The organism is Arthrobacter sp. NPDC056727 (assembly GCF_042790555.1).
Taxonomy (GTDB): domain Bacteria; phylum Actinomycetota; class Actinomycetes; order Actinomycetales; family Micrococcaceae; genus Arthrobacter.
Genome location: NZ_JBHTZA010000002.1, coordinates 345,527 through 356,720, shown reverse-complemented (window position 1 = coordinate 356,720; position 11,194 = coordinate 345,527). Strand labels below are relative to the sequence as shown.

The following is an 11,194-nucleotide window of genomic DNA, read 5'->3' as shown; positions in this document are numbered from 1 at the left end:
GGCATGCGCTGCCGGCCTCCCGCCGTCGGGCTTCCGCAAGCTCAATCAGCGGCGACCGCCGCTCTAAAGCCGCGCCTCGGAGAACGGCACGCTGGGCAGGCGGCCCGCCTGCCACGGCTCGGTGGAGCGCTCGCTCGGAGTGTGGCCCCGGCCGTCATGCAGGATGGCACGGACGGTGGCGCCGGCAACCCAGAGACCCGCAAGAACGATGATGCTGAACAGTTCCATGGTGTTTCCCTCGGATGAGTGGTGGTGCTGATGGGGTGATTTCAGTGTGTTCTGCGGGCGTGTGAGCAAGCGTGTGAGGCACCGCAGACACCGAAAAGCTGCAGCGGTACCATGAGCCGTATGGCCGAAAGCACCATTCGGCTCCTCGGTCCGCCGGCGATCGAGTCCACCGGAACCTCTCCCCCGCAGCCCCGGGGCCGCAAGGCCTGGGCCGTGCTGGCCTACCTTGCGCTTCAGCCGGACGGCACCGGCCGGACGCGGCTGGCAACGCTGCTGTTCCCCGACGCCGCGGATCCCCTCGGCGCCCTGCGCTGGAACCTCTCCGAGCTGCGGCGGACGCTCGCCGGCGTGACGTTCGACGGCGACCCGCTGCGGCTGGCGCTGCAGCCGCCGTGGCGGTGCGACGCCGTCGAACTGGTCGGATCGGGTGCGCTCCCCCGCCCGGATCCGCGCAGCCTGAACGGCCAGCTGCTGGAGGGGCTGTCCTTCGTCGATTGCCCGGTTTTCGATTCCTGGCTGGCGGACCAGCGCTACCGGCTGGAGAACTGCGCGCAGTCCCTGCTGTACGAGTCCTCGGTGTCCGCGCTGGCGTCGGGCGATCCGCGGGAGGCAGTTGAGCTGGCCTCCCGGGCGCTCCAGCGCGACCCCTTCCACACCGACTGCAATGCGGTACTGGTCAAGGCGCTGGTGGCGATCGGCGAGCACCGGCGTGCCCGGGAGCATATGACAAAGTGCGCCGAGCTTTACCGCGACGAACTGGGCCTGCCGCTGCCGCCGGAAATCCGGAGGGCACTCTCGGGTGCGGCGCCGGAGGCCGATCCGGGGATTCCCGCCACCGTGGCCACAGTGCGGTCGTATCTCGACGCCGGCGCCGCCTCGCTCTCGGCCGGCGCCGTGGACCGGGGCCTGGACCAGCTGCGGCTCGCCGTCGTCCTGGCCCAGCGCACCCCCGACCGGCACCTCCTCGCCGAGTCGCTGGTCACGCTGGCCGGGGCGATGATCCACCAGGCCGGCGGCCGCGGCGCGGAGGTGGCGGATTTCCTGCACCGGGCGCTGTCGGCTGAAACGCCGCCGGCTGGATCGGCATCTGCTGGGTCGCCGTCGGAAATGTACGACGGCGGGTCCCCCACCTCGGCTGCCGCCTACCGCGAGCTGGGCTACCTGTCGGTCCAGCGCGGCGTTCCCGACCGGGCGGCTGGCTGGCTGGCGCGGGCCGGCGCGGCCGCCGTCGGATTCCCCGAAGAGCAGGCGCGGGTCCTGGCGATCCAGGGCATGCTGGCCTCGGACACCGCGCGTTATGGCGAAGCGGTTCAAGCGCTGACTGCGTCCATCCGGCTGGCCCGGGAGGCGCGGAACCGCCGGCAGCTGGCGTTCAGCAGCGCGCTCCTTGGCCGCGTTTGGCTGCTTCGCGGGGAGCTGGACCCCGCGGCCGAAACCCTGGACCACGCGCTGCAGTGGATTCTGGCCGAGCACTGGACGGCGTTCGAACCGTTCGTGGCTGGCGTCCGCGGCGAGACGTACCTGGCGGCGGGCGACCTCGAGGCCGCCGCGGAAATGATCGACAGGTCGTGGGTGATGGCAGACCTCGCCGGGGACCACTGCTACATGGCCCTCGCCGCCGGTGCGGAAGCGCGTCTCTTCCTGGCGCACGGCGACCTCGCCGCTGCCCAGCACTGGGTCGAGAGAGGGATGGAGCCCAAGCCCTGGTACCTCTGGTATTCGGCCCGGCTGCTGGACGTCGCCGCCGAAGTGGCCATCGCTGCACGGTCGGAGCGGGCAGGAGAAGTGGTTGAGCGCCTTGGTGCGCTTGCGAGCCGGAGCGGCATGCGCGAGTTCGTGGTGCGGGCGCAGTCCCACCGCGCGGTGCTCGGCGACGACGCGGCCGCCCAGGCGGTCCCCTGGCTGGCGAAGGAGATCGACAACCCCGCCCTGACCGCGTTCCTCACGGCCCGCGGCCAACTCTGACAGCCGCGGTTGAGCCCCGTCGAAACCCCCGTGCTGGTCCATCGAGATGACACTTCGTGGCAGTGATTCGATAGAACACCGCCACGAAGTGTCATCTCGGCGCGGGTCCTCTTAAAACAAAAACAGGGCCCGCCATAAATGGCGGGCCCTGCTCAGAAACCTAACGGTCCCGGTTATCTATAAAATTAGATAGCCTGGATGTTGACGGCCTGGGGACCCTTGGGGCCCTGCTCGGTTTCGAAGGAAACCTTCTGGTTCTCTTCGAGGGAGCGGAAGCCGGAGGAGTTGATCGCGGAGTAGTGCGCGAAAACGTCCTGCGAGGAGTCGTCCGGGGAAATGAAGCCGAAGCCCTTTTCAGCGTTAAACCATTTGACGGTGCCAGTAGCCATTATTTTTGTCCTTCGTGAAGGTGGAGGAAAAGTCCCGACTTTCGGGTCCTCCGGTGTGGGGTGTTCAAAACCGCTACTTCAGAAGAACGCGGACTTTCGACCGCGCGTACTGCCTGAACTACACAATGCAAACACAACAACGTGATCAACTCTACAGGAAATCCACCAGCGCAAACGCCAAACTTGCAGGAACAACCATTCAGGGCAAAGCAGGCCGGGACAGGAAACCCTATTCCTGCCCGTTCCCGTCCAGCGCCGGACTGTACGCCGTGTACCCGGGCCGCAGCCGAACGGACCGCTCGCCGAGCACCGCAATGTCCTCCCACATCACGAAGAACGATCCGCGGTGCCGCCACCGCAGGAGCTGGGGCAGCGGCCACGGCTGCGTGAGGCTGTTCCGTTCGTACCCCAGGAAGGACGACCAGCTGTGCGGGCTGACCACCAGTCCCAGCAGCCGGGCGTCGGCCAGCAGCCCGTTCGGGGCGCCGTCCACCACAAACCGGGCGTCGGCCACCCGCCCCAGCCGCTCGCCGTCGTCGTTCTGCACAACAGTGCCCAAGAGGTCACCGAGGATCACGGCGGCCTCCTGACCCCGGAATCCGGGTGATGATCTTGTCCCGGATCCAGCGCTCCACCCAGTCGGCGTCCAGGCCCTGGCCGCTCACGCCGAGCCGGACCACCACGCCGACGTCGGCCACGTCCTTCCACGGGATCCGGATCAGCCGGGACGACGGCGGCCTGCCGCCAAAGATGCGCGTCCCCAGCACGGGGCCGGTGAGCAGGGCGGTGAGCACCGGGGCCGGCGTACCCTCGGGAATCACGGCCCCCGCGGAAATGTCACCACCGCCGGGAGCGCCGAATTCGAGGTCGTCCACCGTGGTGACGGGGACGCCGTCGCTGTCCAAAACCTGGCGGTCCAGCAGGTGCAGCTGCGCGTCCAGGGTCTGCCCGGCGACAGGCGGCACCGGGACCAGCGGCTGGGGATTCTTCATGCACCGGCTCCTGTCACGATCATCAGGGGTATGGCCGCCAGTGAGGCCACAAGGATGACCACCAGGTAGACCATGGCCACCACATTCACGCCCCGGCCGTTGACGTGCCTGCCCATGTATTGGGGGTCGTTGGCCACGATCAGGATGGGCAGGTACGTCAGCGGCAGCGCCACGGCGGAGAACACCACCGAATATTCGGTGACCAGCACGGGATCCACACCGGTGGCCAGCACCGCCAGCCCCACCAGCAGGCAGATGATCATCGACACATGGAACCGGGCCGCCTCCGCCGGCTTGCGGAACTTGCCCCAGGACCAGCCGAAGAACTGCGCCAGCGTGTAGCCGCTGGAGAGCGTCGTCTCCAGGGCCGCGCCGAACGTCGCTGCCATGATGCCCAGAAGAACGACGGCGAGCCCCAGTTTTCCGGCACCCTCCGCCACCGGGAGGATCACCTGGGACAGCGACGTGACGGAGATCCCGGCGGGCAAAAGCACGACGGCGGCGCACCCGGCGATGGCGACGGACAGCAGCCCGCCGAGCGGGAAGCCCACCAGCACGTTGATCCGCGACTGGATCAGGTCCTTGATCTTCCACCCCTCCTCCACAGCGCCGGAGGAGAAGAAAAACACCTCGTACGGCGTCATGGCGGCACCGAACAGGGCGATGGCGAAGTACCAGTAGGTGGCGCCGGTTTCCTCGTTCGGGACGGCGGGGATGGCCTGGCTGGCCAGGTTGCCCCAGTCCGGCTTGAGCAGGAACAGCGCCACGGCGAACACGATCAGGGTCAGGCCTAGGAGCCCGGTGACGTTTTCCATGATGGAGAACTTGACCCGCCAGATCACCAGCCAGACTGCCACCGCGGCCAGCGGAATCCACAGCAGGTAGTGGACGCTGCTCGCCAGCTGCAGGGCCAGGGCGATGCCGCCGATTTCCGCCGTCACGGTCATCAGGTTGATAAGGAAGGATGCAGACAGGTTCGCCAGACCGGCACGCGGCCCCAGCCGTTCGCGGATCACCTCGAACGTGGCCCTCCCCGAGGCAGCGGCCACCCGGCCGGACATGTTGGCGAAGACGCAGATCCCGACGACGCCCACCGCCACCACCCAGACCAGCGACATCCCGAACCGGGACCCGACGACGGCGTTGGTCACCAGGTCGCCGATGTCCACGAAGCCGCCAATGGCGGTGAGGATGCCGAGCGCGACGCCGAGAAGCCGTTTCATTTCCCGCCCGCCTTCTCCTGCAGCCCGGTCAGGGCTTCCTCAGCGGCGGCGAGCGCCTTGTCCCCCTCGGAAAGTGACGGGCCGCCGTCGTCGGACGACACGGCGTCCCGCGCAGTGGTGAGGCCGGCAGCCGAACTGTCCAGCACCTTCAGGGCTTCCTCTCGCATTTGCCGGTCCTCGCTTGACGTGGGCGAGAGCTGCATGACGGTGTTGCGGCTGGTCTGCACCTCCTTGAGGGCGTCGTCGAGTGTGGTGGAGGTGGCGGCCTTGGTGAGCTTGCCGCCGGAGTCGAGGCCGACGGCGAGCCGGGCGGTGGAGATGGCGGAGGAGCTGTCCTTGGCGGCGGTGGAGACGGCGTCCGTGACCGTGCCGCCGGCCGAGCAGGAGGCGAGGAGGGCTGCGAGGCAGGCAAGTGGGACGAGTGCGCTGCGGGCCGTCCGCGCTCCGGCTGGCCTGGTGAGCACCTGTCCTCCAGCCTCCGGGCGGACCCGGCTTGTCCGAATCGCGGCCCTGCAGTCGGGCGCAGATTAGTTGCCTTGAGCTATGTATAGCACTGCGCGCCGCGAAACAGCAGGGGTGTGGGGCGATATCACTGCTGGTCAGGTGCGGGTCGTCCTTCCCCGGAAGGCAAGAGGTACTGCGTGAACCACTCCGAGGCCAGGGTGGCCGCGCGGGCAAGGGTTCCGGGTTCTTCAAAGAGGTGTGCGGCTCCCGGGACCACTTCCAGCCGCGTTGGCGCCTGCATGCGGGCCATGGCCTGGCGGTTGAGGGCGAGGACCTCGGAATCGTCCCCGCCGACGATCAGCAGGGTGGGGGCACGCACCGCGGCAAGTCTCGGGCCGGCCAGATCCGGGCGCCCTCCGCGGGACACAACGGCGGCCACCTGCGCGTCGGCTTCAGCCGCGGCCCACAAGGCGGCTCCGGCGCCGGTGCTGGCCCCGAAATAGCCGATCCGGCTCCGCGACGTGTCCTGTCTCGTGCCAAGCCATCTGCCTGCAGTGGCCAGGCGCTCGGCAAGCAGGGCAATGTCGAACACATTGGCCCGGACCACTTCCTCGTCCGGCGTGAGCAGATCAAGCAGCAGTGTGCCCAGGCCGGCGTCCTGGAGGACCGAGGCCACGTAACGGTTGCGGGGGCTGTGGCGGCCGCTGCCGCTGCCGTGGGCGAAGACGACGACGGCTTCACACGGCGAGGGCAGGTGCAGGCTGCCGCGGAGCCGGACCGCTTCACAGGGTATGTCCACTTCCTCCTCAACGCTGTCTTCCTTGACACTGCCCCTCGCGTTGAGGCGGCGCGGGGGCCCGGCGGCGGCGTCGAGCATCTGCACAACCTCCCCGTCCGCGGTGGGTGAGAAGTCACGGTAGTAGTAGCCCACGGAGTGGAACATCCGGGCCGATACCAGGCACACGACGTCGTCCGCTTCAGTCAGCGAGGCGAGCGCCCGGGCGGGAGCGACAGGCACGGCCAGGACCACCTGCGCCGCGCCGAGCTGCCTCGCCACCTGGCATGCGGCACGCGCCGTCGAGCCCGTGGCCATTCCGTCGTCGACGATGATGGCCGTTGCTCCGTGCAGGTCGCTGCGCGTCCGCCCTCCGCAGTACCGGGCCAGCTGGCTTTCCAGGATCCCGCGTTCCTTGAGTTCGACTTTCTGCAGGTCTCCTTCGCTGATCCCTGACAAGGCTCCCACCCGCTGGTCGAGCACGCGGGTGCCTCCCTCCCCGATGGCTCCCATGGCCACTTCGGGCTGGAACGGAACCCCAAGTTTCCGCACAACAATCACATCCAGCGGCGCAGCGAGTGCTTTCGCCACCTCGGATGCGACCGGGACACCGCCGCGGGGCAACCCGAGCACCACCACATCCTGGCCCCGCAGCCCGGCCAGCTTTTGTCCCAGCCTGCGGCCGGCATCAGCCCTGTCCAGGAACTCGAACATCGCGGGTCATCCCCTCCTTCTGAGGCGGGAACGCGAGTAACATCACCAACACCAGCGGTTCCAGTCAACGCCCTTCCGCCGATGCCTTCAAGGGCGGAAGGACCCGGAAGCCCGCCCTACCGGAGGGGAAAAACATGGACATGCCCAAAGCGACCGAAGCGGACAAGGAGAATTTCCGGTCCGTGCTGCCCGACCATCCCGGGGTGGTTGTGAAGCCGATGTTCGGGAACCTGGGGGCGTTCGTCAACGGCAACATGTTCGCCGGGCTGTTCGGGCCGACCATCGGGATCAAGCTCTCCGACGAGGACCGCGAGGTGCTCGAGTCCACGGAGCGGACAGTCCCGTTCGGCCCCGCCGAGCGCCCGATGGGCGGCTACACCGGGCTGCCGGAGATGTGGAACGAGGAGGGCGACGGCGACAACGCCCGGGCCAGGGCGTGGACCGAGAAGGCGTTCGCGTACGTCGCCAGCCTGCCGCCGAAGGCCGCCAAAGAACCCAGGCCGAAGGCCGCCAAGAAGTAGCCATGCCTCCATCGGCCGCCTCGGCACGCGAAGTCGACACCCTGGTGATCGGCGCGGGGCAGGCCGGCCTGGCCACAAGCTACTGGCTGGGCCGGGCAGGCGTCGACCACTTGCTGCTGGAGCGGCGCCCGGAACTGGGCGGGGCCTGGCAGGACCGCTGGGACTCGTTCTACCTGAACACACCCAACTTCGCGTTCCTGCTGCCCGGCCACATCTACGACGGGCCGGAGCCCGAGGCGTTCCTGCCGCGGGACGAGGTGATTTCCCTGTTCCGCGACTATGCCCGGCGGATCGCGGCCCCGGTGCAGCTGGGGACGGAGGTCACGCGGGTTGCCCGGGCGGACGGCTTCAGCGCGGACGGCGGCTTCGCCGTCGAGACGGACCAGGGAAACTTGCTGGCGCGGAACGTCGTCCTGGCAAACGGTGCCTATCAGCGGCCGCGGATTCCGCCGTCGTCCGCCAACATTCCCGGGCACATCCGCCAGCTGCACAGCCACGACTACCGCAACCCGCAGGAGCTGCCCGAGGGCGCGGTGCTGGTGGTGGGCACCGGGCAGTCGGGCGGGCAGATCACCGAGGACCTGCTCGACGCCGGCCGGGAGGTGCGCCTGTCTGTCTCGTCATGCCCCGAGGCGCCACGGCGCTACCGCGGCGAGGACACGTTCTACTGGCTGCTGCAGGTCAACCTGCACGGGCCGGAGTACGGCATCAACGGCCTGCACCGGGAGCAGCTCCCCTCGCCCGCCGCGCGGTTCATGTGCAATCCGCTGATCTCCGGCAACGACGGCGGGCACAGCATCCACCTGCGGGAACTGGGCCGCCGGGGCGTTCGGCTGCACGGCCACTTTGAGGGAACGGACGACGGCGTACTCGCCTTCAGCGACGACCTCACCGCACGCCTGGCGATGGTGGAAACCGGGTTCGGGCAGCGCATGCAGGTGATGCTCGACGCGTACATCGCCGCGGCCGGCATCGACGCGCCCGCTGCGGAAGCTGTGCCAGTGGATGACTGGCTTCCTTCTGAATCGGGGGCGCGCCTGGATCTGGTGGCCGAGGGCATCACGTCCGTCATCTGGTGCACCGGCTACGGGCTCGACTTCGGCTTCCTGGACATGCCGGTGCTCGACGAGTGGAACTACCCGCGCCACACCCGCGGCGTCACCGAGATCCCGGGCCTCTATGCGGTGGGGCTCCCCTGGCTCACCTGCCATGCTTCATCCACGGTGGCGCTGGTCGGAGCCGACGCGGAGTACGTGGCGGCCCACATCGCGGCCCGGTAACCGCAACGCGGGGTCACTTACCGCCCAATCCGGGGCCTCCATTGGGCGGTAGGTGACCCCGCGTTGGTTTCTCGGTTCTTGTCGGCCCCTCGCCCGCGTTCTAAAATTAAGGAAATTACTTTTAGAACGCAGGAGGTTGAGATGGACTGGCAGGGGTGGGCGTTATTCGGGCTGCTCGCCACCACAGCCCTGACTGCGGTGATGATCGCCTTCCAGATGGCCGGCTGGACCCGGCTCGACCTGCCGCTGGTCCTGGGAAGCCTCGTCACGCCCGACCCGGACAGGGCACGGATCGCCGGGTTCTTCATCCACCTCGCGGCCGGGCAGGTCTTCGCCCTCGGCTACGCGGCGGTCTTCGCGCTGCTGGGCCGGGCCACGTGGTGGATCGGCGCGTTGCTGGGACTCCTGCACGTCGCCGTCGCGCTGACCGTCATCCTGCCCCTGCTGCCCGGCATCCATCCCCGAATGGCCAGCACCCGGGCCGGCCCCGCCAGCCGCGCGGCACTGGAACCGCCGGGCCTGCTCGGCCTGAACTACGGGATCCAGACGCCGGCCGTCGCCGTGGCGGCCCACGTGGTCTACGGATCGCTGCTCGGTCTGCTCCTCACGGCCGGCTGACGCGCAGAGAGAAGGTGAAGCAGCATGACACCCCTTGAGGATTACGGCCTGCTCGGCGACACGCGCACGGCCGCCCTCGTTTCGACTGACGGGGGCATCGACTGGCTCTGCGCGCCCACCTTCGACGGCGACCCCGTCTTCGGCGCCCTGCTCGGCGGCCCCGAAGCGGGCACCTTCCGCGCCGGCCCCGCCCGTCCCGCCCGGCAAATCCTTCGCCGGTACCGGCCGCACACCGCGACCCTCGAGACGGTCTGGGCCACCGACGGCGGCACCCTGACACTCAGCGAGGCAATGGTGGCGGAGGTGTCGGGCCAGCTGCTGCCCACGACTCTCCTGATCCGGCGGCTGGAGGCCGACGGCGCACCGGCGGAGGCCGCCGTCGAAATTAACCCGCGCTTCGGCGAGCGCCATCTCCGCCCCCGCGTCCGTCGGGGACAGCACCTGGTGTGCGAATGGGGCGCCCTGGCCTTGTCGCTCGGGTGCAGCGGCGGGCTGCGGGTGGAGCCGGGTACGACGACGGCAGTCACCGTTGAGCCCGGCCGTCCGGTCGTGATGGTGCTTGCGTTGGCATATACGGAACCGCTGGTGTGGGTCGATCCGGAAACCGCGTGGGACCTGGTGGAAGCCGACGAGGCGCGCTGGCGGGAGTGGACGGCGGGCATCAGCCGGGATGTTCCGTTCCGGGAACCGGTCCTGCGGAGCCTGCTGACGCTGAAGCTGCTGACCTACTCGCCATCGGGCGCACCGGTTGCTGCCCCGACGACGTCGCTGCCGGAAGACCCCGGCGGCATCCGCAACTGGGATTACAGGTTTGCGTGGCCGCGGGACGCGAGCATCGGGATCGCCGCTTTCCTCGGCCTGGGCAAGGATGCCGAGGCCCTGAACTTCCTGAACTGGCTGCTGCACGCCAGCCGGCTGCAGCGGCCGCGGCTGCCGGCCTTGCTCACGCTGACCGGAGGGCATGTCCCCCGCGAGCGCACGTTGGAGAGCTGGCCGGGCTATGCAGGCAGTGCTCCGGTCCGGGTGGGCAATGGGGCGGCCCATCAGCATCAGCTCGACGGGTACGGCTGGGTCATCGACGCCGCGTGGAACCTCGTCCGGCAGGGGCACCGGCTCAACTCGGAGACGTGGCGGGCGTTGCGCGGCTTCACGGACCTCGTGGCGCGGCGCTGGCCGGAACCGGACGCCGGGATCTGGGAAATCCGTGCCGATGCCGCACACCATGTGCATTCGAAGATCATGGGCTGGCTTGCCCTGGACCGGGCATTGCGAATCTCCGAGACCCACCAGATCAGCGCCCGGCGGCGGCGCCGGTGGGAAGCGGCACGAAGCGATATCGCCGTCGACATCAGGACCCGGGGATTCGACGCCGCCCGGAACACCTACACCCGCTCTTACGGATCGGGCGACCTCGACTCGGCGCTGCTGATCCTGCCCGTGACCGGGTTCGACCCGGCCGGCTCGGCACGGTTGAGGGGCACGGTGGATGCTGTCTGGGCGGAGCTGTCGGCCGGCTACCCCTTCCTCTACCGCTACCCGCCCGGCCAGGACGGGCTGCCCGGGGACGAGGGGGCCTTTCTGCCGTGCTCCTTCTGGCTGGTGCAGGCCCTCGCCCTGACGGGAAGGGCGGGCGAGGCGTCGGAACTGTTCGAGGCGCTTCTAAGCTACGCCGGTCCGCTGGGCCTGTTCAGTGAAGAAGCCGATCCCGTCACCGGAACCCTCCTCGGCAACTTTCCGCAGGCCATGACCCACGCCGCACTGGTCCAGGCAGCGCTGGCACTGCGGGACGTATCGGACGTGTCCGCGGTTGAGGAGGGGCCGCTGGCAAACCCCACCGAGGTCCCGAGTTTTTGTCCAGATAATGGCCTCTAAAGTGCCCTGAACGGCGATTATCTGGACAAAAACTCCAATACCCTGCTGATCCACCTCGGAGGGGCAAGTGACTTTTGCCGAAGAACACGAAGGGCCGGCTTACAAGCCGGCCCTTCGTGTTTAACTCCGTCTTTCTGTTAAGGCCGGGCGACTGATCCTTCCTCCGGGGAGGC

The 11,194-nt window shown here is 68.7% G+C and carries 12 protein-coding genes; 5 read left to right on the top strand and 7 right to left on the bottom strand.

Features of this window, described 5'->3' with window-relative positions:
- Positions 1-63: 63 nt before the first annotated feature.
- On the bottom strand, positions 64-228 hold the full coding sequence (locus ACFRAH_RS03380) for a hypothetical protein (protein ID WP_377989502.1): 165 nt from the start codon (positions 226-228) through the stop codon (positions 64-66).
- A gap of 120 nt (positions 229-348) precedes the next feature.
- Between ACFRAH_RS03380 and ACFRAH_RS03375 the strand changes: the two genes are divergently transcribed.
- Entirely contained in the window at positions 349-2,193 is a 1,845-nt protein-coding gene (locus ACFRAH_RS03375) for a tetratricopeptide repeat protein (protein WP_377989501.1), read from the top strand.
- Between the two features lie 185 nt (positions 2,194-2,378).
- Here ACFRAH_RS03375 and ACFRAH_RS03370 read toward each other — a convergent pair whose 3' ends face one another.
- The 6 genes from ACFRAH_RS03370 to ACFRAH_RS03345 all read right to left on the bottom strand — a co-directional run bounded on the left by ACFRAH_RS03370 (position 2,379) and on the right by ACFRAH_RS03345 (position 6,730).
- Positions 2,379-2,582: a cold-shock protein gene (locus ACFRAH_RS03370; protein WP_003806113.1), complete on the bottom strand. Its 204-nt coding sequence runs from the start codon at positions 2,580-2,582 to the stop codon at positions 2,379-2,381.
- Between the two features lie 229 nt (positions 2,583-2,811).
- A complete protein-coding gene (locus tag ACFRAH_RS03365; RefSeq protein WP_377989500.1) occupies positions 2,812-3,159 on the bottom strand; it encodes a PRC-barrel domain-containing protein in 348 nt (115 codons plus the stop codon).
- The gene (locus ACFRAH_RS03360) at positions 3,146-3,574 is read right to left on the bottom strand and encodes a hypothetical protein (RefSeq protein ID WP_377989499.1); all 429 of its coding nucleotides are present in this window, start codon (positions 3,572-3,574) and stop codon (positions 3,146-3,148) included. Before ACFRAH_RS03360 ends, ACFRAH_RS03365 begins: the two co-directional genes overlap by 14 nt.
- Positions 3,571-4,797, bottom strand: coding sequence for an Nramp family divalent metal transporter (locus tag ACFRAH_RS03355; protein ID WP_377989498.1), 1,227 nt, complete (start codon positions 4,795-4,797; stop codon positions 3,571-3,573). Before ACFRAH_RS03355 ends, ACFRAH_RS03360 begins: the two co-directional genes overlap by 4 nt.
- Entirely contained in the window at positions 4,794-5,261 is a 468-nt protein-coding gene (locus tag ACFRAH_RS03350; protein ID WP_377989497.1) for a hypothetical protein, read from the bottom strand. Before ACFRAH_RS03350 ends, ACFRAH_RS03355 begins: the two co-directional genes overlap by 4 nt.
- A gap of 125 nt (positions 5,262-5,386) precedes the next feature.
- On the bottom strand, positions 5,387-6,730 hold the full coding sequence (locus tag ACFRAH_RS03345; protein WP_377989496.1) for a phosphoribosyltransferase family protein: 1,344 nt from the start codon (positions 6,728-6,730) through the stop codon (positions 5,387-5,389).
- 134 nt (positions 6,731-6,864) lie between these two features.
- Between ACFRAH_RS03345 and ACFRAH_RS03340 the strand changes: the two genes are divergently transcribed.
- The 4 genes from ACFRAH_RS03340 (at position 6,865) to ACFRAH_RS03325 (ending at position 11,021) form a co-directional block, all read left to right on the top strand.
- Positions 6,865-7,251, top strand: coding sequence for a TfoX/Sxy family protein (locus tag ACFRAH_RS03340; protein WP_377989495.1), 387 nt, complete (start codon positions 6,865-6,867; stop codon positions 7,249-7,251).
- A 2-nt stretch (positions 7,252-7,253) separates the two neighbouring features.
- Positions 7,254-8,531: a flavin-containing monooxygenase gene (locus ACFRAH_RS03335; protein ID WP_377989494.1), complete on the top strand. Its 1,278-nt coding sequence runs from the start codon at positions 7,254-7,256 to the stop codon at positions 8,529-8,531.
- A 141-nt stretch (positions 8,532-8,672) separates the two neighbouring features.
- Entirely contained in the window at positions 8,673-9,149 is a 477-nt protein-coding gene (locus ACFRAH_RS03330; RefSeq protein ID WP_377989493.1) for a hypothetical protein, read from the top strand.
- A 24-nt stretch (positions 9,150-9,173) separates the two neighbouring features.
- Complete coding sequence (locus tag ACFRAH_RS03325; protein ID WP_377989492.1) at positions 9,174-11,021, top strand: glycoside hydrolase family 15 protein; 1,848 nt, start codon at positions 9,174-9,176, stop codon at positions 11,019-11,021.
- Positions 11,022-11,194 lie beyond the last annotated feature (173 nt).

Bases quoted from the DNA above. Each gene is read 5' to 3' on its own strand.
- ACFRAH_RS03340 (WP_377989495.1), top strand. From the start codon at position 6,865: ATGGACATGCCCAAAGCGACCGAAGCGGACAAGGAGAATTTCCGGTCC.
- ACFRAH_RS03375 (WP_377989501.1), top strand. From the start codon at position 349: ATGGCCGAAAGCACCATTCGGCTCCTCGGTCCGCCGGCGATCGAGTCC.
- ACFRAH_RS03355 (WP_377989498.1), bottom strand. From the start codon at position 4,797: ATGAAACGGCTTCTCGGCGTCGCGCTCGGCATCCTCACCGCCATTGGC.
- ACFRAH_RS03380 (WP_377989502.1), bottom strand. From the start codon at position 228: ATGGAACTGTTCAGCATCATCGTTCTTGCGGGTCTCTGGGTTGCCGGC.
- ACFRAH_RS03370 (WP_003806113.1), bottom strand. From the start codon at position 2,582: ATGGCTACTGGCACCGTCAAATGGTTTAACGCTGAAAAGGGCTTCGGC.
- ACFRAH_RS03330 (WP_377989493.1), top strand. From the start codon at position 8,673: ATGGACTGGCAGGGGTGGGCGTTATTCGGGCTGCTCGCCACCACAGCC.
- ACFRAH_RS03360 (WP_377989499.1), bottom strand. From the start codon at position 3,574: ATGAAGAATCCCCAGCCGCTGGTCCCGGTGCCGCCTGTCGCCGGGCAG.
- ACFRAH_RS03345 (WP_377989496.1), bottom strand. From the start codon at position 6,730: ATGTTCGAGTTCCTGGACAGGGCTGATGCCGGCCGCAGGCTGGGACAA.
- ACFRAH_RS03335 (WP_377989494.1), top strand. From the start codon at position 7,254: ATGCCTCCATCGGCCGCCTCGGCACGCGAAGTCGACACCCTGGTGATC.
- ACFRAH_RS03325 (WP_377989492.1), top strand. From the start codon at position 9,174: ATGACACCCCTTGAGGATTACGGCCTGCTCGGCGACACGCGCACGGCC.